The 22,879-nt window shown below is 32.9% G+C and carries 25 protein-coding genes and 1 tRNA gene; 15 read left to right on the top strand and 11 right to left on the bottom strand.

The window, feature by feature from the left end:
* Nucleotides 1-10 precede the first annotated feature (10 nt).
* The 5 genes from BP92_RS0102085 to BP92_RS0102065 all read left to right on the top strand — a co-directional run bounded on the left by BP92_RS0102085 (nucleotide 11) and on the right by BP92_RS0102065 (nucleotide 4,452).
* Nucleotides 11-613, top strand: coding sequence for an alpha-ketoglutarate-dependent dioxygenase AlkB family protein (locus BP92_RS0102085; protein WP_026724524.1), 603 nt, complete (start codon nucleotides 11-13; stop codon nucleotides 611-613).
* A gap of 139 nt (nucleotides 614-752) precedes the next feature.
* On the top strand, nucleotides 753-1,034 hold the full coding sequence (locus BP92_RS0102080) for a TIGR03643 family protein (protein WP_026724523.1): 282 nt from the start codon (nucleotides 753-755) through the stop codon (nucleotides 1,032-1,034).
* Nucleotides 1,035-1,175: 141 nt separating this feature from the next.
* A complete protein-coding gene (locus BP92_RS0102075; protein WP_026724522.1) occupies nucleotides 1,176-3,035 on the top strand; it encodes a M61 family metallopeptidase in 1,860 nt (619 codons plus the stop codon).
* Nucleotides 3,036-3,190: 155 nt separating this feature from the next.
* Complete coding sequence (locus BP92_RS0102070; RefSeq protein WP_026724521.1) at nucleotides 3,191-3,913, top strand: DUF4369 domain-containing protein; 723 nt, start codon at nucleotides 3,191-3,193, stop codon at nucleotides 3,911-3,913.
* A gap of 119 nt (nucleotides 3,914-4,032) precedes the next feature.
* Nucleotides 4,033-4,452 carry a hypothetical protein gene (locus tag BP92_RS0102065; protein ID WP_026724520.1) on the top strand — a complete coding sequence of 140 codons (420 nt, stop codon included), beginning with the start codon at nucleotides 4,033-4,035 and terminating at the stop codon, nucleotides 4,450-4,452.
* Between the two features lie 205 nt (nucleotides 4,453-4,657).
* Here the strand turns inward: BP92_RS0102065 and BP92_RS0102060 are convergent.
* The 6 genes from BP92_RS0102060 to idi form a co-directional block, all read right to left on the bottom strand.
* Nucleotides 4,658-4,731 (bottom strand) — tRNA-Thr (locus BP92_RS0102060).
* A 75-nt stretch (nucleotides 4,732-4,806) separates the two neighbouring features.
* A complete protein-coding gene (locus BP92_RS0102055) occupies nucleotides 4,807-5,076 on the bottom strand; it encodes a hypothetical protein (protein WP_026724519.1) in 270 nt (89 codons plus the stop codon).
* 57 nt (nucleotides 5,077-5,133) lie between these two features.
* Nucleotides 5,134-6,099, bottom strand: a complete 966-nt coding sequence (locus BP92_RS0102050) for a type I phosphomannose isomerase catalytic subunit (protein ID WP_026724518.1) — start codon at nucleotides 6,097-6,099, stop codon at nucleotides 5,134-5,136.
* Nucleotides 6,100-6,162: 63 nt separating this feature from the next.
* Complete coding sequence (locus tag BP92_RS0102045) at nucleotides 6,163-6,615, bottom strand: peroxiredoxin (RefSeq protein WP_026724517.1); 453 nt, start codon at nucleotides 6,613-6,615, stop codon at nucleotides 6,163-6,165.
* Nucleotide 6,616: 1 nt separating this feature from the next.
* Nucleotides 6,617-7,027 carry a 6-pyruvoyl trahydropterin synthase family protein gene (locus BP92_RS0102040; protein WP_026724516.1) on the bottom strand — a complete coding sequence of 137 codons (411 nt, stop codon included), beginning with the start codon at nucleotides 7,025-7,027 and terminating at the stop codon, nucleotides 6,617-6,619.
* A gap of 113 nt (nucleotides 7,028-7,140) precedes the next feature.
* Entirely contained in the window at nucleotides 7,141-7,668 is a 528-nt protein-coding gene (idi, locus tag BP92_RS0102035) for an isopentenyl-diphosphate Delta-isomerase (RefSeq protein ID WP_026724515.1), read from the bottom strand.
* Nucleotides 7,669-7,968: 300 nt separating this feature from the next.
* Between idi and BP92_RS0102030 the strand changes: the two genes are divergently transcribed.
* The gene (locus tag BP92_RS0102030) at nucleotides 7,969-8,415 is read left to right on the top strand and encodes a cold-shock protein (protein ID WP_026724514.1); all 447 of its coding nucleotides are present in this window, start codon (nucleotides 7,969-7,971) and stop codon (nucleotides 8,413-8,415) included.
* 50 nt (nucleotides 8,416-8,465) lie between these two features.
* Here the strand turns inward: BP92_RS0102030 and BP92_RS0102025 are convergent, their stop codons facing one another.
* Nucleotides 8,466-10,028, bottom strand: coding sequence for an NAD(P)/FAD-dependent oxidoreductase (locus tag BP92_RS0102025; protein ID WP_026724513.1), 1,563 nt, complete (start codon nucleotides 10,026-10,028; stop codon nucleotides 8,466-8,468).
* A gap of 156 nt (nucleotides 10,029-10,184) precedes the next feature.
* Here BP92_RS0102025 and BP92_RS0102020 point away from each other — a divergent pair, with 156 nt between their 5' ends.
* The gene (locus BP92_RS0102020; protein WP_084329620.1) at nucleotides 10,185-11,738 is read left to right on the top strand and encodes a T9SS type A sorting domain-containing protein; all 1,554 of its coding nucleotides are present in this window, start codon (nucleotides 10,185-10,187) and stop codon (nucleotides 11,736-11,738) included.
* Nucleotides 11,739-11,792: 54 nt separating this feature from the next.
* The gene (locus BP92_RS0102015; RefSeq protein WP_026724511.1) at nucleotides 11,793-12,032 is read left to right on the top strand and encodes a hypothetical protein; all 240 of its coding nucleotides are present in this window, start codon (nucleotides 11,793-11,795) and stop codon (nucleotides 12,030-12,032) included.
* Here the strand turns inward: BP92_RS0102015 and BP92_RS0102010 are convergent.
* Complete coding sequence (locus BP92_RS0102010) at nucleotides 12,029-12,895, bottom strand: helix-turn-helix domain-containing protein (RefSeq protein WP_026724510.1); 867 nt, start codon at nucleotides 12,893-12,895, stop codon at nucleotides 12,029-12,031. The genes BP92_RS0102015 and BP92_RS0102010 overlap by 4 nt on opposite strands.
* A gap of 90 nt (nucleotides 12,896-12,985) precedes the next feature.
* Here BP92_RS0102010 and BP92_RS0102005 point away from each other — a divergent pair, with 90 nt between their 5' ends.
* Nucleotides 12,986-13,348 carry a DUF983 domain-containing protein gene (locus BP92_RS0102005; protein WP_026724509.1) on the top strand — a complete coding sequence of 121 codons (363 nt, stop codon included), beginning with the start codon at nucleotides 12,986-12,988 and terminating at the stop codon, nucleotides 13,346-13,348.
* 97 nt (nucleotides 13,349-13,445) lie between these two features.
* Here BP92_RS0102005 and recQ read toward each other — a convergent pair whose 3' ends face one another.
* Nucleotides 13,446-15,641, bottom strand: a complete 2,196-nt coding sequence (recQ, locus tag BP92_RS0102000) for a DNA helicase RecQ (RefSeq protein ID WP_026724508.1) — start codon at nucleotides 15,639-15,641, stop codon at nucleotides 13,446-13,448.
* 85 nt (nucleotides 15,642-15,726) lie between these two features.
* On the opposite strand from recQ, the gene BP92_RS0101995 reads away from it, so the two are divergent.
* The 4 genes from BP92_RS0101995 (at nucleotide 15,727) to lptB (ending at nucleotide 18,755) form a co-directional block, all read left to right on the top strand.
* Nucleotides 15,727-16,692 (top strand): KpsF/GutQ family sugar-phosphate isomerase, encoded by a 966-nt coding sequence (locus BP92_RS0101995; RefSeq protein ID WP_026724507.1) that lies wholly within the window; start codon nucleotides 15,727-15,729, stop codon nucleotides 16,690-16,692.
* Nucleotides 16,692-17,513 carry a twin-arginine translocase subunit TatC gene (tatC, locus tag BP92_RS0101990; RefSeq protein WP_026724506.1) on the top strand — a complete coding sequence of 274 codons (822 nt, stop codon included), beginning with the start codon at nucleotides 16,692-16,694 and terminating at the stop codon, nucleotides 17,511-17,513. Before BP92_RS0101995 ends, tatC begins: the two co-directional genes overlap by 1 nt.
* Nucleotides 17,514-17,517: 4 nt before the next feature.
* Complete coding sequence (locus tag BP92_RS0101985) at nucleotides 17,518-17,868, top strand: carboxymuconolactone decarboxylase family protein (RefSeq protein ID WP_026724505.1); 351 nt, start codon at nucleotides 17,518-17,520, stop codon at nucleotides 17,866-17,868.
* 86 nt (nucleotides 17,869-17,954) lie between these two features.
* Entirely contained in the window at nucleotides 17,955-18,755 is an 801-nt protein-coding gene (gene lptB / locus BP92_RS0101980) for an LPS export ABC transporter ATP-binding protein (protein WP_026724504.1), read from the top strand.
* A 50-nt stretch (nucleotides 18,756-18,805) separates the two neighbouring features.
* On the opposite strand, the gene BP92_RS0101975 is transcribed toward lptB, so the two are convergent.
* Both BP92_RS0101975 and BP92_RS0101970 read right to left on the bottom strand, forming a co-directional pair.
* Nucleotides 18,806-19,657, bottom strand: coding sequence for a glycoside hydrolase family 25 protein (locus tag BP92_RS0101975; RefSeq protein ID WP_026724503.1), 852 nt, complete (start codon nucleotides 19,655-19,657; stop codon nucleotides 18,806-18,808).
* Nucleotides 19,657-20,400 (bottom strand): CDP-alcohol phosphatidyltransferase family protein, encoded by a 744-nt coding sequence (locus BP92_RS0101970; RefSeq protein ID WP_211252187.1) that lies wholly within the window; start codon nucleotides 20,398-20,400, stop codon nucleotides 19,657-19,659. The genes BP92_RS0101975 and BP92_RS0101970 overlap by 1 nt, the downstream gene beginning before the upstream one ends.
* 188 nt (nucleotides 20,401-20,588) lie before the next feature.
* On the opposite strand from BP92_RS0101970, the gene BP92_RS0101965 reads away from it, so the two are divergent.
* Both BP92_RS0101965 and BP92_RS15640 read left to right on the top strand, forming a co-directional pair.
* Nucleotides 20,589-21,662, top strand: coding sequence for a putative type IX sorting system protein PorV2 (locus tag BP92_RS0101965; RefSeq protein WP_026724501.1), 1,074 nt, complete (start codon nucleotides 20,589-20,591; stop codon nucleotides 21,660-21,662).
* Nucleotides 21,663-21,708: 46 nt separating this feature from the next.
* Complete coding sequence (locus BP92_RS15640) at nucleotides 21,709-22,818, top strand: lipoprotein N-acyltransferase Lnb domain-containing protein (RefSeq protein ID WP_051604353.1); 1,110 nt, start codon at nucleotides 21,709-21,711, stop codon at nucleotides 22,816-22,818.
* Nucleotides 22,819-22,879 lie beyond the last annotated feature (61 nt).

Raw genomic sequence — 22,879 nt, 5'->3', positions numbered from 1 at the left:
CGCTTTTTTTATGCTTGATTTATTTCCAAAAGAAAAAATAATACTTCCGCTACCTGATGCGGTTTTTGAATTCTATCCCAACTTCTTCAATCAGGAAGAAGCGGATTTACTTTGGGATAAATTAATGAACGAAACGCCTTGGCAACAAGATGACATCACCATTTTTGGAAAGAAAATTGCCCAACCCAGATTAACGTGTTTATTCGGAAATGAAGGTAACCCTTACTCTTATTCAGGTTTAACAATGCAACCTCACGCTTGGAATCCAACTTTGATGTTCATTAAAGACAAAGCAGAACAAGTGGCTAATCACAACTTCACCACCGTTTTAGCTAATTTATATCGAAATGAAAAAGATAGCAACGGTTGGCATGCCGATAATGAAAAAGAATTGGGCCGAAATCCTATTATTGCATCCGTTAGTTTTGGCGAAGAACGCAAATTTCAATTGAAACACATTACCAATTCGGAAGCAAAAATGACCTTGAATTTAAACCACGGAAGTTTATTATTGATGAAAGAAGGCAGCCAAATTCACTACAAACATCAAATTCCGAAAGCTACTCAACCTAAAAATGCAAGAATAAATTTAACGTTTAGAACAATTTTATAAATATTCACTAAAAACAACTAGCAACTTTCGAATAATTTTAAAAATTTCAAAAAAAGCAATTGGCATATTTTTTGAATTTATTTTTTTATTAATATTGAATAATAAACCAATAAAAAAAGTAAGAATTAGTATTCATCTGATGAGAAAGAAGAAAATTTCAGAATTCGACAACGAAACATTAGACAGAGTTGTTGCAATGGCTCAAGAGGAAAAAAAGCCTTTTGAAGTATTAAAGGAAGAGTTTGGAGTTTCAGAAAATGAGGTTACCGAATTAATGCGCAAAAGATTATCCAAAGACAATTTTGAACTTTGGAAAAAGAAAGTGACTGCTAGTAAACCAAAACCAAAACCAATAAAGTACAACGAATTGGAAGATGAAGATTTAGATAGCAAATATTACTTCAAAAATAAATTCGACTAAAAACTAAAGCTCTTATCTAATTTAAGAGCTTTTTTATTAGCACTTACTTAAAAAGATTAAAACAATTCGATAAAATTTCCAAACGCGAATTGTAACAATAATTCTATTTTCTCTACTTATAAACAATTCAATCTACACAAAATGAAAAAAATAATGCTTTCCCTTGCTTTCGTGGGATTTTTATGGAGTTGTAGTCCAACGCAAACGACTACCAAACAAAATGATGTTGCCGTTACAATCGATTTAATCAATGTAAAAGACGACAAAGTAATGGTAACCGTTACGGCTCCAACAATTACAACAGAAACGGTAACTTATCATTTCCCTAAAACAGTTCCTGGAACGTATTCAGAAGACGATTATGGGCGTTTTATTGAAAACGTAAAAGCTTTTGATGCTAAAGGAAATGCACTTAAAATTGCGAAAATTGACGAGAATTCATATTCAATTTCAGATGCTACTAAATTAGCTAAAATCACTTACTTGGTTAACGATACTTTTGATACGGAAGGTGGCGCTGGTTTTGGAGAAAGCGAAGATGTATTCTCTCCAGCAGGAACCAACATCAATGCAGGTGCAAATTTCATGTTGAACACGCACGGATTTATTGGATACTTCAAAGGAAAAGAAGAAACACCATACAAATTAACCGTTACACATCCTGAAACGTTAATGGGAGTTTCAGCTATGACAGATGCCGATGCAAGTGCTACATCAGATGTGTTTTACATGCCTAAATATGCGAATTTGGTAGAAATGCCAATCATGTATTCAAAACCAGATTTCACATCGTTTATGGTGGATGATATGGAAATCATCATTAGTGTGTATTCTCCAACAGGAAAATATACCGCAAAACAAATTACGCCTAACATGGAAACGATGATGAAAGCGCAAAAACGTTTCTTAGGACCTATCAACTCTACAAAAAAATACGCTATTTTATTGTACTTGTCTGATATGAAAGCTAAAGACGCTAAAGGATTTGGAGCTTTAGAACACCCAACATCAACAACAGTGGTTATGCCAGAAATGATGGGATTAGAAATGTTACAAGAACAATTAAAAGACGTAGTTTCGCACGAATTCTTCCATATTGTAACTCCATTAACGATTCATTCAAACGAAATCCAATATTTCGACTTCAACAATCCTCAAATGTCAGAACATTTATGGATGTATGAAGGAGTTACCGAATACTTTGCCAACTTATTCCAAGTAAATCAAGGCTTAATTGACGAAAAAGAATTCTTTGAAAGAATGGCAGGTAAAATTGCACAATCACGTCAAATGAATGACAATATGAGTTTTACTAAAATGAGTAAAAACGTATTGAATGCACCTTACAAAGATCAATACTTAAATGTATACCAAAAAGGAGCTTTAATTGCCATGTGTGTTGATATTTTAATTAGAGAAAACAGCAACGGTCAAAAAGGAATTTTAAACCTAATGCAAGAATTAGCTAAAGAATACGGAACTAAAAAAGCATTTAAAGACGATGAGTTATTCGCAAAAATAACGGAATTAACCTATCCAGCGGTTGGTGAGTTCTTAAAAACCCACGTAGCAGGAGAAACTCCAATTCCATACGAGCAATATTTCGCTAAAATGGGAGTTACTGAAGCATCAATTGAAGTAGCAGGAAATCCATTCTTAAAAGGACAAAGAGAGCCTTACATTACGGTAAATCCTAGCACAAAAGAAATCATGATTTTACCTGAAATCGAATTAAACATTTTCATGACCACTTTAGGTTTAAAAAACAATGATACCCTTTTAGCTTTCAACGATAAGAGTTACAACTTAGACAATATCTACGATTTAATCATGGCAAGTATGAACTGGAAAGATGGAGACGCTATTACCGTTAAAATTAAAAGAGACGGCAAAGAGCAAATCGTAAAAGGAAAAGTAGTAATGCCAAAAGAAAAACAAGACGGCTACCAATCAACGGATGCAACTAAAAAAGCAGTTCGCGAAGCTTGGTTAAGAGGCTAAATTTAAGTTTGAAGAGTCACATATCTTGATTCTTGAAATTGATTTTGAAATTGATTTTGAATTTCGCAATTGATATTGCACTTGAAAATCCTCAAAGTACTTAGTATTTTGAGGATTTTTTTATTTACTTTGCGAACACAAATTAAAAATTCACGATGAAGAAGATAGTTTTAGCCGTAATTGCCGTTATCACATTAATAGCTTGTAACAAAGAAAGTGCTTCTGATGCTAATGTTCACATTACAGGAGATGTAAAAGGACTAAGTCAAGGAAAATTATATTTACAAAGAATACAAGATTCAACTTTGGTAATTCTAGACAGTATTATTATTAATGGTGATTCAAAGTTTGAAAGCCACATTAAATTAGATAGTCCAGAAATGTTATATTTATCTTTAGATAGAGGACAAACCAACTCAATTGATAATAGCTTACTATTCTTTGCAGAACCAGGTGACATTAAAATTGAAACTTCTTTAAAAGCGTTTTTCTCAGAAGCAAAAATTACAGGTTCAAAAAATCAGGATTTGTGGATGAAATTTGACAGCATAAACAAGCGTTTTAACGAAGAAAATTTGGTGTTAATAGAGAAACGCTTAAAAAACGAAATAAAACCAAATCCGACTACAGCAGATAGCATTGAGCAAGCCTATCAAAAACTTTTAAAAAGAAAATACCGTTACACAGCCCATTTTGCAGTAACACATGCAGATAAAGAAATTGCGCCTTATTTAGCGCTTTCAGAAATTGCAGATATCAACACCACGTATTTAGACACCATTCAAAAAAGTTTGACACCAGAAGTTGCCAAATCAAAATACGGAAAAATGCTTAACCAGCATATTAAGGAAAGAAAAACTTTAGAAGTTCAGAAATAAAGTAAAGCGGTCAGTAATTGGCCGCTTTTTTTTATGCTATATCTAAAATTGATTTTTTATCTTTATAGAATAATTTATAATCCACACAAAAGTATTCGTGCAAGAGCGAAGAAAACGAAATGATAAAAAATAAAGAAAATTATTACAACTTATTACGTATTCTATTACTATTACTTATAGTTTTAGGTGTGACTTTTTTCTCAATAAGTAGAATAAAAAACCTTAAAGAAAACCACGTAATAGTTATTGGTATCGCAATTAAAAATACCCATGGAACTGGAAACGATGGCGTTGAATATAAGTTTGATTATCAAGGAAAAACATATGAAGAGTGGTGCTTTACAAATACAAACACAATTGAAGGAGGAAAATATTTTGTCTTATGTCATACTGAAAATATAAGTAGAAGTAAATTATTAGAAAAATGTCCTGTACCAGATACAATTGAAAAAGCACCTTTAAATGGATGGCAAAAAATACCAGTTAAAGCTTATCAAAAAAATGTTGATGGGTATTTTAAAACATTCATATCTGACTAGGTAGCGTACCACTAGCGCGAGCATCTTGCTCGTGACTACATATTTTAAACAATCAAAAACCTTTTTCACACTTTTTGTGCACAAGCGTGACGCTTGCGGGAGTGTTTTAAAAGATTCTGAAATCGTAGATTCAACGAAGCTAAACAAGTTCAGAACGACTTAAAATAAAAAAACCACCACATTTCTGTGATGGTTTCTACTTTAGAGCCGATGGAGGGACTCGAACCCACGACCTGCTGATTACAAATCAGCTGCTCTAGCCAGCTGAGCTACACCGGCAACTCTATTGCGGTGCAAATATAGTTCTGAAATTTAAATTTCCAAAAAAAATCTGCACTTTTTTATCGCAATTTTTTAGTTTAATTCGTTTATTTTCGCAACAAATTGATTTGCAGCCGCTTCGTAATCCTTACGGATTTGTTTAAAATGCGCTTTTTTGTTCTCAACGTCTTTTTGATTCGCTCTAGTCATTAAAGTATCAAAAGTTTCGTAGATTTCATCAACTAATTTATCAGATGCTTCAGTTGGTTTTCCAGCTGTAGACATTTCCCAAATGTAAACGATGTTTACAATATCCCCTAAAACGTAGTTGATTTCTTTTTTCAAGTTTTTAACGCTTGCCATTTTGTATAAATTTAAAATTTGAAGCAAAATTACATAATATATTTTGTTCTCAATACATTATATCGAAATTTCTAGCAAAGTAGCCTTTCCTTTAATCGTTAAGTTTTCTATACAAGCCGGAATCAAAATCGTGTCGCCCATTCGGTAACGCAAGATTTCACCATTTACAATCATTTCAAATTGGCCATTAGTACACATGAAAACAGTGAAAGCTTGTTGGGTGCGCTTCCAAATAAAACGATCTTGTAACGCAATAATATTAGTGACAAAATAAGGACAATTTACCACTGAAGTACTTTGATTGGCTTCTTCCTTATATTCAATTTTAGAATGAGTGGCATTGTAATTAATTGCTTCTAAAGCTAAATCTGTATGCAATTCTCTTCCATTTCCATTAGCATCTACTCGATCCCAATCGTAGATTCGATACGTAACATCACTCGTTTGTTGAATTTCCGCTACCACAACTCCAGCTCCAATAGCGTGAATGGTTCCAGTTTCTAAAAAGAAGACATCGCCTTTGGAAACGGGATATTCATTTAATAAATCAATTAGATTTTTATTTTCTAAATGCGCCAAATATTCTTGCTGATTAGAATCCTTTTTTAATCCAACAACCAAACGTGCCGATTCATCTGCTTGCATTACATACCACATTTCGGTTTTCCCGAAAGAATTATGACGTGTTTTAGCCAATTCATCATTCGGATGCAATTGAATCGATAAATCTTCTTTGGCATCAATGAATTTAAAAAGCAATGGAAATTGTTTCCCAAAACGAGAAATAACCGATTTTCCTAAAATTTCTTCTGGATACAAATCGATAATTTCATTGATATTTTTTCCTTTTAAAACGCCATTATTAACTACACTAATGTCGCCAGGCACGGTTGAAATTTCCCAACTCTCGCCTGTAGTTTCAGAAACTATTGGTTTGTTGAGATAAGTTTTTAACTTGGTTCCGCCCCAAATGCGGTCTTTAAGTATTGGTGTAAACGTTAAAGGATAAAACTTCATAGTCAAATAGTGAAGTACAAAGATGCGAAAAAAGTATTAAAATCCTAAAATTTAGAGTTATTGGATTTATTATTTTGCCTTCTGAATGGCTTTTAAAGCTCTTTCAATATGATTTTTCGCACTCATACTATCAAAAATATAAATACAATAGCCTTTAGCATCAAAAACATACGTTACGCGACCAGGTAATAAACCTAAAAGCGCCGTTGGAACTCCAAACAAACGTCGTAACTTTCTATCAGCATCCGAAAGTAAGATGAAAGGTAATTTGTATTTCTGTTGGAAACTTTGATGTGAGCTAGCAGAATCACCACTAACACCAATTACTTCAGCACCTAAATCCTGAAAATCTTGATAGGCGTCTCTAAAACTACATGCTTGCGTAGTACAACCTGGTGTAAAATCTTTTGGATAAAAGTAAATCACAACGGGTTTTTCATGAATTTCATGACTATCAAAAGCAGTTCCATCCTGCTTAGTAGCTTTAAAATTGGGTAATTTATCTCCTATTTGAATCGCCATATTACAAACCTTTATAAGTTACAAAATTGCGTGGTGTTTCGTAAAGTGTAATTTCCAACTCTTTATCAGCAGCAATTAAAACGCGAAGTTTATGCCAAATGATATAAGCGATATGTTCGGCGGTTGGATTTAAATCTCTGAATTCTGGCACATCTTCATTCAAATTTTTATGATCAAACGCTTCTTCGATGTGTTCTTTAATTAAATCAGATAAGATTTTTGTATCAATCACATAACCCGTTTCCTTATCCACTTCACCTGTTACCGAAACAATCAATTCGTAATTGTGCCCATGAAAGTTCGGATTGTTACATTTTCCAAACACTTCCTGATTTTTTTCCATAGACCAATCCTTGCGATACAAACGATGTGCAGCATTAAAATGGGCTTTTCTTGAAACAGTTACTCTCATGGTAATTTAGAATTTAGAAATTTGAATTCAGAATGTTGTTTTTATAAAAATGTTGAGAAATAAGATTTTTAAAATTTATACAATTTCTTCAATCTGTGTTCCTTAAATAAAATTTACAATTTATGATCTTCTAGATAATGATAAAACTCATCAAAAATGATTTTAAACCAAACGGTATAAGCATCAGGATTTTCAATCATATCATCTTTAATAGCTTCAATGGTCAACCATTTCCAACTCTCCACTTCGTCTGGATTAATAATTGGTGCTTCGTTATAATAACCAATCATCACGTGATCCAATTCATGTTCGGTTAAACCGTTATCGAAAGGTGCTTTGTAAATAAAGTGAAATAGTTCTTTCAATTCGGTTTGAAAACCCATTTCTTCAAACAAGCGTCGTTTTCCAGCTTCAATATTGGTTTCACCGGCACGTTGATGACTGCAACAAGTATTCGTCCACAAAAGCGGTGAATGGTATTTGTGATGGGCGCGTTGTTGCAACATCACTTCGTTTTTATCATTCAAAATGAATACCGAGAAAGCTCTGTGCAAAACGGCTTTTTCATGCGCTTCCATTTTATTCATGAGCCCAATTGGCTCATCTTGTTCATTGACTAAAATTACTTGTTCTTCTATCATATAGGTTATAATGCTTGTCAAAAATACAAAAAAAGATAGGATTAAATACTCGTTTTTGAGTTTGTGATAAGTTTAACGTGTGTTGAATAAAGTTTTCTCAAAACCCAAATCATGTATTAAATTATGCATTTTTACAATTGCAACACTTTTTTCACTATCTTTGCACCATTAGTAATGATATGAATTTCTTCTCGCAATACTTTGAATAAAAGTACTTTATAAATTTCTTGTTTATTTCGCTTGTGTGTTTTTATCCTTTTACTTTTAAAACAAATACTAATTTAAATTATTTAAAATTTAATGGCTAGACCACAGGAAACCTTTAACAAAAAAGAACAAGAAAAACTTCGAGCAAAAAAGCGTAAAGAAAAACAAGAAAAAAAAGAAGCTCGTAAAGCCAATCCAAAATTATCTGGAGAGGATTTATATGTCTATGTAGACGAAAACGGGCACTTAACAAGCACTCCTCCAGACCCATCTAAGAGAATTGTAGTAGATGTAGAAAGCATCGAAATTGGTATCTCTAGAAGAACAGAAGCGGAAGAAGCTCCTGCAGAACGTAGAGGAACAATCGATTTTTTCAACGATTCTAAAGGTTTTGGTTTCATTAAAGCTGTTGAAACTGGAGAAAAATACTTCGTACACATCAGTGGTTTAATTGATGATGTAAAAGAAGGTAACTTAGTAACTTACGATTTAGAAAAAGGCGCTAAAGGCATGAATGCTGTAAACGTTAAAAAAATATAATTCCCCTTTTTATCCCAAAAATTAAAATCACAGTGCAAGCTGTGATTTTTTTATTTCGCTAAACTCTCTGCAATTTTCAAAGCACATTTTTCACCATCAATTGCTGCCGAAATAATGCCACCAGCATAACCAGCTCCCTCTCCACAAGGATACAAACCTTTGATTTGAACATGTTCCAATGAGAAATTATCTCTTGGAATTCTAACTGGAGATGAAGTTCTACTTTCTGGCGCGTGTAAAATGGCTTCGTTAGTCATATAACCTCGCATTGATTTTCCAAATTGCACAAAACCTTCGCGCATGATTTGAGTTAAAAATCCAGGAAAAACTTGACCTAATTCTACCGAAGTAGTTCCAGGAACATAGGATGTTTTTGGAATGTCTTTTGAAACTTTATTTTGAGTAAAATCAACCATTCGTTGCGCAGGAACTTTTTGAGTTTCTCCCGCCAAATGCCATGCTTTTTGTTCGATAGCTTTTTGAAATTCCATTCCCGCTAAAGGTCCAAACTTTTCATAAGGTTTGAAATCTTCCAACTTTAATTCTACAACAATTCCAGAATTCGCTGTCGCTTGATCACGCTTTGAAGGCGACCAACCATTGGTAACTACTTCACCAGGAGCTGTAGCACAAGGCGCAATGACACCACCGGGACACATACAAAACGAATACATCCCACGACCATTCACTTGTTTTACAATTGAATACGGTGCTGGAGGCAAATAATCACCTCTAAAATCACACGAATATTGAATTTGATCTATTAATTCTTGTGGATGTTCTGCACGAACGCCTAAAGCAAAGGGTTTCGCTTCAATGTGAACGCCTTTTTTATGTAACAATTCAAAAATATCACGAGCGGAATGTCCAGTTGCTAAAATAACTTTGTTAGCCGAAATCACATCGCCATTTTGAATGACAACGCCTTGCATTTCGTTATTTTTGATTACGAAATCAGTCACACGAGTTTCAAACAAAACTTGTCCGCCACATGCGATGATTTTTTCTCGAATATCCTGAATAATTTGAGGTAATTTGTTGGTTCCTATGTGCGGATGTGCTTCTACCATAATTTCTGGTGTGGCTCCAAAGCCCACCAAAAGTTCGAGAATTCGATCCACATCGCCGCGTTTTTTTGAACGGGTATATAATTTCCCATCGGAATACGTTCCGGCTCCACCTTCTCCAAAACAATAATTGGAATCTTCATTTACGATACCATCACGATTAATTGCTTTTAAATCGCGACGACGACCACGAACATCTTTTCCACGTTCTAAAACGATTGGTTTTAAGCCTAATTCAATTAATTGCAAAGCCGCAAACAACCCAGCCGGACCTGCTCCAACTACAATCACTTCTTGTTTGTTGGCAACATTAGGATAATTGGGTAATTCGATTTTTGAATCAATATACTCTTCTCCAACCAAAAATACATTCGCCTTAATATTCATTTTAATGGATTTCTGACGCGCATCAATAGAACGTTTTAAAACATCCACTTTTTGAATTTCTTTTGGGCTAACCTGAAATAACTTGGCTACATGTTGGGCTAACAAACTTTCGTTGGCAGCTACTTCGGGTGAAACTTGAAATTGAAATTCGCGTGGCATATCATAAATTTAAGAGTGCAAATTTAATTCTTTCCACACAATTAAATAATTTATTTATCAAATTCATTTAATTATTTCAAACGGAATTCAAAAAATTCTTACATTTGTAAACAACTAAAAATTAATTCATTACGTCTAACTCTCAAACTTAAAATTATGAAAAAAAAACTACTCTCAATTTTTATTTTCATTTGCTTAACTTCTAATTCACAAACCTTTACTTCTGGAATGATTGAGCAAGGAAATGGATCTTCAAATATCTTTAGCACAACATCAATTGGGTCTGATGGTAAATTTTATTGCTTTTTTAATGATGGAACTGTAACGCATGCATCAAACAATGTAAATCCAGTTTATCGTTTGGTAAGGTGGGAATCTGGTAGTTCTAGCTGGGTTTCTGTCTCTAATTTAGACGCCGCAAATATTCCAGGTGTAATAATTACATCTGGCACTACTATGTTTAATGATGGCATTGCATTAGAAGTTGACTCATCTGGAGGTTTTCACATATTAATGAATGTTTACACAAGTAATGGTAGTGAATTAAAATACGCATATAGTAGCAATGGAGCAAGTTGGACTTACACAACCGTAGACCATTCAAACAATCAAACAAACTATAGTTTCACTAATTTACAATTGAAATTAGATAATACGAATTATCCTCATGTGTATTATGTTATAAAAAATATTGGCTCTGGAGGCATTTCTACTAGAGTATATTCTGTTATACATAAATTTTATAATGGAAGTACTTGGACAACCGAAACCACATATTCACAAACGGGAGGAAATGGAACTGGTGCTAACGATATTAACATGATGGCCGCCAGTATAGATAGCAATAACAAATCTCACATAGGGTTCGTAGCTGAAACAAATGGAAGTGGAACGGACGGAAGCTTATTGTATATTAATAATATTTCAGGAAGTTGGACTGCACCTACTTTTATTGTTACTGGAGCAACAGGAGCACCTGCTGCTGATAGAGTTAATATTTTATCTGACACCAACAACAAACAACATATAATTTACAGAGAAAACAACACTACTTTTAAACTTATCTACACAACCAATAAAACAGGTTCATGGGTGGGAAGTCAAATAAATTCAAGTTTAACTTCTGGAATAATTTCAGCTACAGATAGCTATAATGCATTTACTAGAAACAGTTCAAATGATTTGTTTTTAGCATATAATGCTTCCCCAAACACTACAAATAATGGACAAGTAAATTATGCTTGTTTATTCAATGGATATAGCACTTGGCAAACGGGAAGTGTATTTACAGGTAATTTAAGAACAGGACAATTTATTTCTGCTGAATTTAATAATAGTAAAAATGCAATGATTACTTTTGATCATTTTACTGACCCTGCAGCTACAGGAGGCAATCCAAGTTATGGCCCTCCAAACAATCCAAGACAATTACAATACGCAACCACTATCGTAAACAATTTATCTTCCAGTGATTTTATAAAAAATAATTTTAACATTTATCCTAATCCTACAAATTCATTATTATTCATAGATTTTGCAGAATTTTTAGATATTTCTTTACAAGTTTTAGACTTGAATGGAAGAATAATAATTTCTAAATCAGCATCAAACTCTACGACCTTAGATACATCAGATTTGTCATCAGGAGTATACCTTCTTAAAATTGATTCAGAAAAAGGAACTGGAACAATGAAAATCATTAAAAACTAACTTAAATACAAAATAAGCTTCACGGATAAAACCGTGAAGCTATTTATCAAAAAAATGTCAAGAAAAATAAAACTAATTTGGGATTTTAGAGGTGAAGCCGCAGCCAAAACAGCGGAACATCATGATATTCATCTAAATGAATACTTAGAAAAAGAGAAAATCACATTAGAAAAAACAGGCTTTGAAGTTATCAATGAAATGCATGCGATTGCTTTCATTGTGGTAGATGAAAAAGATATGATTACTTTTAGAGATATTTTAAAACCTCACAGAGGCGAAATTTATCAGAATTAATTTTTAAGTTGATTTATAAATTCTGTTGGAGTTACGCCTACACTTTTCTTAAACAATTTTGAAAAATAAGAATAATTAGAATAGCCTAATTCATCTGCAATTTGAGCAATTGTTTTGTTTTGGTCTACCATAATACGCTTGCTTTCTAAAATTACTCTTCTGGTAATTAATTCTGTTATGGTAATATTCAATATATTTTTTGAAATTCTATTGAGATGTTTTAAGGTAATTGCCATTTTATCTGCATAAAACGAAGGCGACTTTTCGGTTCTATAATATTGCTCTAACAACAATTCAAATTCTTTTAACTTATGATTGTAGGTAGAAGTTAAATGATTAGAATCGACATTATAAATTCTTAAAATTTCAATCAGAATGCAATCTAACAAGTTGAGCATTTTGTCTTTTTTATGCAATTCGTCTTGTTCACTTTCAATTACCATTAAATCAAAATAAGGCTGAATTTGCCTCATTTCATTACCCTTCAATTGCAATTCGGGATTATTTTTAGACGATTGAAAAAACAAATATTCTTCGATTTTCTTATCTCGAAAATGCAAATTATAAATCTCTTTGGAAAAGAAAACAATGTATCCATCAATATCTGAAGAAAGTTCCCAAAGGTGAATTTGCCCAGGTTGCATTAGAAAAAAGCTTCCTTTTGTAATAACAAATTCGTCAAAATCTATTTTATGTAAACCCGTTCCTTGGGTAAACAAAACCAAAACATAAAAATCATGTCGATGTAAAGATTCAATAAAACGATGCTCTTTTAAATGATTTTGAAACGTATTGACATATAAATTGTGATGAAAGAAATTGCGTTTAAACTTCTTAATTTCGTAAACTTCGTTTTTCTTCATGTCAAAAATGTCTTTTTTGTGCTATAATATGCGAAAATACAAAACCTCTTTTAAATTATAATCGCTTAAATTTGCTAAAAATAAAAAGCAATGTTAAAAACCGTTATAAATATGTTGGGAAACAAATGTCCCAATTGCAACAAAGGGAAGATTTTTGAAAAAGGATTATTGCATTTTAGCTTTAGTTTTCCAAAAATGCATGAAAATTGCTCTAATTGCGGAACAAAATTTGAAAAAGAACCTGGTTTTTTCTTTGGAGCAATGTTTGTAAGCTACGGACTTGGCGTTGCTGAAGCGTTAATTACTTACTTCATTTGCATGCCTTTCTTTGAAGAAACATTCGATTTGCGAATTATTCCGATTATTGGAGTTGTAATTTTAAGTTTAACCTTGGTCAACATTAAACTATCGCGAATTATTTGGATTTATATGTTTAAGGAATATTCGATGTAAAAAGAAAATCCAAATTCTATTTAAAGAATTTGGATTTTTTATTTTTAGAATTTCTCAAATTATTTCAATAGGTGTTCCTTATTTCAAAAATTGAGAATTAATTCGCTACTTCGCTAATAAACTTAATTCGCATTAAACGAAGTTCTTCGATATCGTAATCGCCGTCAAATTCTTTTAAAGCATCTTTGATATTATCGGATTCCGAATCCATGAAATAATCGTGAATTTCTTCTTGTTGATCTTCGTCTAAAATCTCATCAATCCAATAGCGAATATTCAATTTCGTTCCTGAATATACAATCTGTTCCATTTCTTTCAACAAACCATCCATATCCAAGCCTTTGGCTTTCGCAATATCGTCTAAGCCTAGTTTTCGATCCACATTTTGAATGATATACAACTTCAATCCAGAATTAGCTCCAGTAGATTTCACTACCAAATCATCTGGACGAATAATATCGTTATCTTCTACATATCGATTGATTAAATCAACGAATGGTTTTCCATATTTTTTAGCTTTTCCTTCTCCTACTCCATGAACATTACTTAATTCATCAATAGAAATTGGATATTTTAACGCCATATCTTCCAAAGAAGGATCTTGGAAAATTACAAACGGTGGAACACCTAATTTTTTAGCTTCTTTTTTACGTAAATCGCGCAACATGGTCATTAAAGCTTCATCAGCCGTTCCTGTAGATTTTGCTGCAGTTACTATTGCCTCATCTTCTTCTTCATTATATTCATGGTCTTCTGACATCATAAAAGAAACAGGCTTTTTAATAAAAGCTTCTCCTTTTTCTGACATCTTTAACACACCATAGGTCTCAATATCTTTCGTTAATAACCCATCTACTAACACTTGACGAATTAAAGCCATCCAATATTTTTCATCAAAACCAGAACCACTACCAAAATAAGGTTGTGCATCTATTTTTTGTGCTTTAATAATTGCATTTACTTTACCTACAAGTGCTAAAACCACTTCTTTAGACTTAAATAATTGCTTGGTATCGCGAACTACTTTTAACAAGGTAACCACTTGGTCTTGTGCTTCGACTTTTTTCTTTGGATTACGAACGTTGTCATCCATATCAGCACCTTCTCCGTTGACATCATCGAATTCTTCACCGAAATAGTGTAATAAGAATTTACGACGCGACATCGAAGTTTCGGCATAAGCAACGACTTCTTGCAGCAACGCAAAACCAATTTCTTGTTCAGCAACCGGTTTTCCTGAAAGGAATTTTTCCAACTTTTCAATGTCTTTATACGAATAGTAAGCCAAACAATGTCCTTCGCCACCATCACGACCAGCACGACCCGTTTCTTGATAATAACTTTCTAATGATTTTGGAATATCATGGTGAATTACAAAACGAACATCGGGTTTATCGATTCCCATACCAAAAGCGATAGTTGCTACTACGACTTCTACATCTTCCATTAAGAACATGTCTTGATGTTTTGCTCTCGTTTTAGCATCTAAACCAGCATGATACGGAACCGCACTAATACCATTAACTTGTAAAACCTGTGCAATTTCTTCCACTTTTTTACGACTCAAACAGTAAATAACACCCGATTTTCCTTTATGTTGTTTGATGAATCGAATAATATCCGATTCTACATTTTTAGTTTTAGTACGTACTTCGTAATATAAGTTTGGACGATTAAACGAAGCTTTGAAGGTGTTTGCATCTGGCATATCCAAGTTTTTCAAGATATCTTCTTGTACTTTTGGAGTAGCTGTTGCGGTTAAACCAATCATGGGCACATCGCCTAGTAGGCGAACGATATTTCTTAAGTTACGATATTCAGGACGAAAATCATGCCCCCATTCTGAAATACAGTGTGCTTCGTCAATAGCTACAAATGATATTTTAACACTGTTTAAAAACTCAATATATTCTTCTTTTGTTAACGATTCAGGGGCTACGTATAACAATTTCGTGATGCCCGAAGTAATGTCTTTTTTTACTTTGGCAATCTCAGTTTTATTCAATGAAGAATTCAAAACATGGGCAATTCCTTGTTCTGAACTTAAACTTCGAATGGCATCTACTTGGTTTTTCATTAGGGCAATCAGCGGAGAAACCACAATTGCAGTTCCTTCCAATACCAAGGCTGGTAACTGATAACAAAGCGACTTTCCACCACCAGTAGGCATAATCACAAAGGTATTATTTCCTGTGATGATACTTTTAACTACTTGTTCCTGAAGCCCTTTGAATTGGTTAAAACCAAAATATTTCTTTAATTCTTTATGTAAATCAATTTCGTGTGGATTCATTCTCTATTAATATGATTTTACCTAAATTTGCAAACATAAAGATACGATTTTCTTTTATACACACAAATTTTTTAATATTTCTATTTTGAGCACAACTGAAACGATTTTAGCTACCGCAAAACGAACTTTACTTTCGGAAAGTAAAAGCATCGCAGATCTAGTGAATTATCTTGACGAGGATTTTGCAAAAAGTGTTACCGCAATCTACAACACCAAAGGAAGACTAGTTATAACTGGAATTGGCAAAAGCGCTTTAATCGCTCAAAAGATTGTAGCTACTTTAAATTCAACAGGAACGCCATCTATGTTTTTACATGCAGCCGAAGCGGTTCATGGCGATTTAGGAATGGTACAACCAGAGGATATTATCATTTGTATTTCAAAAAGCGGTAATAGTCCAGAAATTAAAGTATTGGCGCCGTTATTAAAACGTTTTGGCAATACCTTGATTGGGATGACGGCTGATAAAAATTCGTTTCTAGGGAAAGAATCACACTACATTTTACATGCTTATGTGGAAAGTGAAGCGTGTCCAAACAACTTAGCGCCAACCAACAGTACTACTGCTCAATTAGTATTAGGTGATGCTTTAGCAGTTTGTTTGATGGAAATGCGCAACTTTAAAAGTGAAGATTTTGCCGTGTATCATCCAGGTGGTGCTTTAGGAAAAAAATTATTATTGCGCGTAAAAGATATGTTAGATACTACTCACAAACCAATGGTAACTCCAGATGCTTCTATCAAAAAAGTGATTATGGAAATTTCCGAAAAACGTTTGGGTGTAACAGCGGTTATTGAAAACAATCAAGTAATTGGAATTGTAACAGATGGGGATATTCGTCGTATGTTGAACAATCGAGACACTTTTACAGATTTAACAGCGCAAGATATCATGACGAAAAATCCAAAAAACATCAATTCTAGCATTTTAGTTTCGGAAGCGTTGAATATTTTGGAAAACAATTCGATTACACAATTAGTTGTAATTGACAATAACGAATACAAAGGAATACTTCACTTACACGATATTTTAAAAGAAGGAATCGTATAATGGCAAATAAAAACATAAAAGAGATGTCATTTTTAGACCATCTCGAAGAATTACGTTGGTTATTAGTAAGAAGTTCAGCTGCCATTCTAATTTGCGGAATTGTAGCTTTCTTTTTCAGTGATTTTATTTTCAATGAAATTATTTTCGGCCCTAAAAATCCAGACTTTGTTACATACCAATTCTTTTGTGATTTAGGAAAACAATTTGATATGGGCGATACGATGTGTATTACCGAAATCAATCTTCCCATTCAAAACAGAGAAATGGGCGGACAATTTTCAATGCACATGTGGACCTCCATTACGGTAGGGTTTATTTTCGCCTTCCCTTTTATTCTTTGGGAAATTTGGAAATTTATTAGTCCGGCTTTATATGAAAAAGAGAAGAAATACGCGGCATCATTTATTATCATCTCTTCTATATTATTTTTTATCGGAGTTTTGTTTGGCTATTATTTAATTGCACCATTATCCGTTCAATTCTTCGCCAGTTACATTGTGAGTCCAGAAATTAGCAATTCAATTGATATTGATTCCTACATGAGTTTGATGAAAACATCCGCTATTGCAAGTGGATTGTTATTTGAATTACCAATCATCATTTTCTTCTTAACCAAGATTGGACTAGTCACTCCAGAATTTTTAAGAAAATACAGAAAATACACTTTAGTTGTCGTATTAATTGTAGCCGCTGTCATTACACCACCCGATGTTTTGAGCCAAATTATCGTTACAATTCCAATTATGATATTATACGAAGCAAGTATTTTAATTAGTGTTTTGGTAGTAAAAAGTCAAGAAAAAGAAAAATTAAAAGCATAAAAAAATGGCAGATTTAGTAAAAGAATTCAACGATTATCGTTCAAAAATGAACGAAAAATTATTAGCCGACAACAACAAAGTCATCAAAAGAATTTTTAATGTAGACACGAATGCCTACATGGAAGGTGCTTTAGATGTAAAAACTAAAGAACTATTAGGTTTAGTAGCTTCAGCAGTATTACGTTGCGATGATTGTATCAAATATCATTTAGAAACGGCTTATAAAAACGGCGTTACTAAAGAAGAAATGATGGAAAGTATGGGAATTGCCACTTTAGTAGGCGGAACCATTGTAATTCCACATTTAAGAAGAGCATATGAGTTTTGGGAAGCCCTAGAAGAGCAAACTAAATAATTGTTAAAAGATAAATTGTTAAATTGTTTATTCGTTTATTTGTAAATCGATTAAACAATTCAACTTCTAAACAAGTAAACCTTAGAATGAAATTAAGAGCAGAAAATTTAGTCAAAACCTACAAAAAAAGAAGTGTAGTAAAAGGGATTTCCGTTGAAGTAAACCAAGGTGAAATTGTAGGTTTATTAGGTCCAAATGGTGCCGGAAAAACCACTTCGTTCTACATGATTGTAGGTTTAGTAAAACCAAATAGTGGCCATATCTATTTAGATGATATGGACATTACCAATTTCCCTATGTACAAACGAGCACAAAACGGAATTGGCTATTTGGCACAAGAAGCTTCTGTGTTTAGAAAATTGAGTATTGAAGATAACATATTGAGTGTACTGCAATTAACCACACTTTCAAAAGCCGAACAAGAAGCTAAAATGGAAGAATTAATTGCAGAATTCGCATTAGAACACATTCGTACCAATCGTGGAGATTTACTTTCAGGAGGAGAACGTCGTCGTACAGAAATTGCTCGTGCTTTAGCAACCGATCCAAAATTCATTCTGTTAGACGAACCTTTTGCAGGAGTTGACCCTGTAGCAGTTGAGGATATTCAAAGAATTGTTGCCCAATTAAAAAACAAAAACATCGGAATTTTAATTACCGACCACAACGTTCAAGAAACCTTAGCGATTACCGACAAAACCTACTTAATGTTTGAAGGTGGAATTCTAAAAGCTGGAAAACCAGAAGAGCTAGCTGCCGACGAAGTTGTAAGACGTGTTTATTTAGGACAAAATTTCGAATTAAGAAAAACCAAAATCGATTTTGAAGCGCCTAAAACCACAATCATTCACGGCAAAGGAGAATTGAATTTAAATAAAGAAGAATAAAAAAAATCCCTCAATCTATCTATTTGAGGGATTTTTTTTATATAATTTAATCATCGAATACACTTTAACAACAACTTATTTTTATCGCCATTAAAAATATTGATATCCACCATGCCTTCTATACCTGCAATTTGAGCTTTTTCGGTGAATTGCCAAAACGACCAATCGTCTTCTAAATGATTACGCCAAAAATTATAGTTGGCAATCCAAAGCGGATATTCTGAAAATTCTTCTTTTAAAAAATCGGTATAATAACTCTCGCCTGAATAAATGATTGGCTTAACTTTATAATGCTTTTCTACTTTTTTCAACCAACGACGTAATCCTACTTTAAGGCTATCAATCGATTGTGATTTGGGTAATTTTTCAATATCTAAAACAGGAGGCAAATCGCCTTTTTGCAACTTTACAGTTTTGATAAAATTTTCGGCTTGTTCAATCGAATTTTCATTAGGACGATAATAATGATATGCGCCTCGAATAATTTCTCTTTCTTTAGATGCTTTCCAGTTTTCTTTGAATCTTTTATCTACTTTATTTTTTCCAGCGGTAGCACGAATAAAAACAAACGATAACTCAAACGATTCGTCAAGGTGATAGGTTTGTTCCCAATCGATTTCACTTTGGTATTCCGAAACATCAAAACCTATGGCTTTGTCATCATGTTTATGCAAGACTTCGTAAATGCGGATATCGGCTAACTTTCGTTCTTCTTTCGATAAAGTTTCAATATTTTTATCGGTTTTAAAACCTAAATAATAAAGAAAACCATCGCGAAATTTATAAATTCCAATCGCAACAAATAGAAATAACACAAAAGAAATCAGATAGAAAATCCATTTACTTGTAGCGTTGGATTTTCGTTTTGTAGTAGGTTTTCGTCTATAATTTTTAGACGCCATTATGCCTTAGCCGTCATTTTATTACTGATTACAGAAATCAGCACATAACTAATAATAATCAATGGAATTGCAACAAATCCTAAAATGAAAAAAGACAACAAAGAACCAATTAAAAACAAGATTTGCTTTTTATACTTCGCCCAAGTAAACTCTTTAATTTTCAAAGAAAATAACGGAATTTCAGCGTTTAAAATATATGAGCTCAAAATCGTGACAAACAACAACACATAAGGATTGTATAAAATAGTAGTCAATCCTTCAAAGTCATTTGCATATTGAATCATCGGAATACTCATAATTACCAAAGCGTTGGCTGGAGTTGGCAAACCAATAAAAGAATCGGTTTGACGTGTATCGATATTAAAATTTGCCAAACGATAGCAAGAAGCCAACGTGATTAAGAAACCTAAATAAGGCACAAATCCCATATAAAAATACTCTTCTGTAAGATAGTAAACCGAAGTAGAATCTTCCTGAATATTTTGAAACAAGACAAACATCATTAAACCTGGCACTACGCCACAAGTCACCATATCTGCTAAAGAATCTAATTGTACTCCTAAAGGCCCGGCAACATTGAATTTTCTGGCTAAAAATCCGTCCCAAAAATCAAAGAAAATACCCAAACAAACAAAAATAAACGCTTCATCGTAGTATCCTTTAAAAATAGCGATGATAGCTAATAATCCTGCTGCTAAGTTTAGCAAAGTGATCAGATTGGGAATGTGTTTTTTGATATTCATATAACGTGACTTTAAAACTCTTTACTTAATTTATTACTGCTTTTGCAACTAAAATAATTACAAAATTACAACTAAAAAAGACCTAAAAACAAGCCTTTGCTAATTTACAGCAAATGTAATACAATAAGTTAATACTTTTAGAGTTTACTATTTGAGAAATTTATTTCATCTTTGTAAAAAAATTGGCATTGAAAAAGACCATTTTACTACTTTTAATTTGTTTTTGTGGGACAACCTATGGGCAAACCGTACGAAAATATTCTAATGAATTTATGAATATTGGCGTTGACGCTGCTGCTTTGGGAATGTCTAATGCTGTTGTGTCGCATACTGGCGATGTAAATTCAGGCTATTGGAATCCTGCGGGATTATTAAAATTAGAAGACAAACAGTTTTCATTAATGCATGCCAATTATTTTGCGAATATTGCCCAATATGACTACGCTGGTTTTGCGATGCCAATCGACGACAGAAGTGCGATTGGGATTTCCTTAATTCGTTTTGGAGTTGATGATATTTTAAATACCACACAATTAATTGATAGTGAAGGAAATATCGATTACAACAGAATTTCACTTTTTTCTACTGCTGATTATGGTTTAACAGTTTCTTATGCCAGAAGTTTACCTATTGAAGGTTTAAATTATGGAGTAAACGCGAAAGTAATACGAAGAGTAATTGGAGATTTTGCTAATTCGTGGGGATTTGGATTGGATTTAGGAATTCAGTACATCAGTGATGACGAGGATTGGAAATTTGGCTTAATGATTCGCGATATTACTACAACTTACAATACTTGGACAATTGATGAAGAAAAGTTTCAAGAAATTGCAGATGCCATTCCTGGTGAAAATCAAGAATTACCCGAAACTAGCGAAATTACATTACCAAAAGCGCAATTGGGAATGTCGAAAAAATGGATTATTCGTTATGACTATAGCTTGTTAGCGGCAACTAATTTAAACATGCAATTTGCACGAACGAATGATATCATTTCTACTAATGCGGTAAGTATTGACCCAGCATTAGGTCTAGAATTTGGCTATATTGATTTGGTTTATTTAAGAGCAGGCGTTGGAAATTTTCAGCAAATAACTCAAATTGATAATTCAAAGAAATTGAGTTTTCAACCAAACATTGGATTGGGATTCAAATACAAAGGTATTCAAGTAGATTATGCTTTAACCGATTTAGGAGATCAGAGTGCTGCTTTATATTCCAACATTTTTTCCTTAAAAGTAGATTGGGAATTGTTTAGATAATTTTAGAAGCAAGAGAAAAGAAACAAGAAGAAAGACTTTATATAAAATGACAAAAAAACTACTTTTCGCTTTACTTATTTTAATTTCTTTTTGTGGGTTTTCCCAAAATATTTCACTTTCCGAAAAAGCAAAAGTCAGCATTTTAACTTGTGGTTTAGGTCCAGAATCGTATGCTATGTATGGTCATACAGGAATTCGTATTCAAGACAGTATCCATGGAATTGATGTAGTTTACAATTATGGTGCATTTGATTTTAGCACACCTAATTTTATTGGCAGATTCATAAAAGGCGATTTACAATATTTTGTCACCAACGGTAGTTTTATCGATTTCTATTACAATTACCAAGCGGAAAATAGAGAAATCATTGAACAAGAATTAGACCTCAAACCATCTCAAATTAACACCCTGTTTCAACAATTAAATCAATCGGTTTATAGTGAGGACCGATTTTATACCTATAAGTTCATCGACAGAAATTGTACTACTATGGTAGTAGATAAAATCAATGGGGTTTTAGGAAAAGAAGCTATCAAATCAGATACTTCCAATCAATCCTATAGAGAAATTCTGTATCCCTATATGAGTGATTTTTATATGAAATTAGGAATTCAATTGATTTTTGGAACAAAAGTAGATGAACCAGCAACTCGCTTATTTTTACCTTACGAATTCAAAGATGCTATTTCAACTGCAAAAATAAATGGAAATAAAATTGAAAAGAGTAATTCAAAAATTTTGCAAGTAACCAAAGCCGAAACTCCATTTAATTGGTTAAACTCAATTTATTCTTTACTTACAGCACTTTTAATCTTAGTATTTTTAAACAAAAAATGGATAAAAATTAGCTACTTTATATTTGCGGGAATATTAGGACTTTTCTTCTCTTTGGTAGGATTATACTCATTGCACGAAGAAATCTTATGGAATTATAATATTTTACTATTTAATCCGCTTTTATTAGTATTCGCTTGGTATCTTAAAAAAGGAATTAAAGAAAAAATAGTTTTGTTTGGACAAATTATTTTAGCAATGTTATTGGTTTATCTAGCCTACATGACCACTAAAATTCATTTAGAAATCGTTTGGCCTTTTATAGCCTTACATTTTTATTGGATAGGATGTAAATCGTCAGCAAAAAGTGGACTGATTTAGTTCAAAACTAAGAGAGTGTTTTCAAAAATTATTAACTTTGAAATAGTATGAAAACACCTAA

Source organism: Flavobacterium sasangense DSM 21067, assembly GCF_000686885.1.
Classification (GTDB): Bacteria; Bacteroidota; Bacteroidia; order Flavobacteriales; family Flavobacteriaceae; genus Flavobacterium; species Flavobacterium sasangense.
Note: the sequence above shows the minus strand (reverse complement) of the source record. Positions and strands in the feature narration are given on the sequence as shown.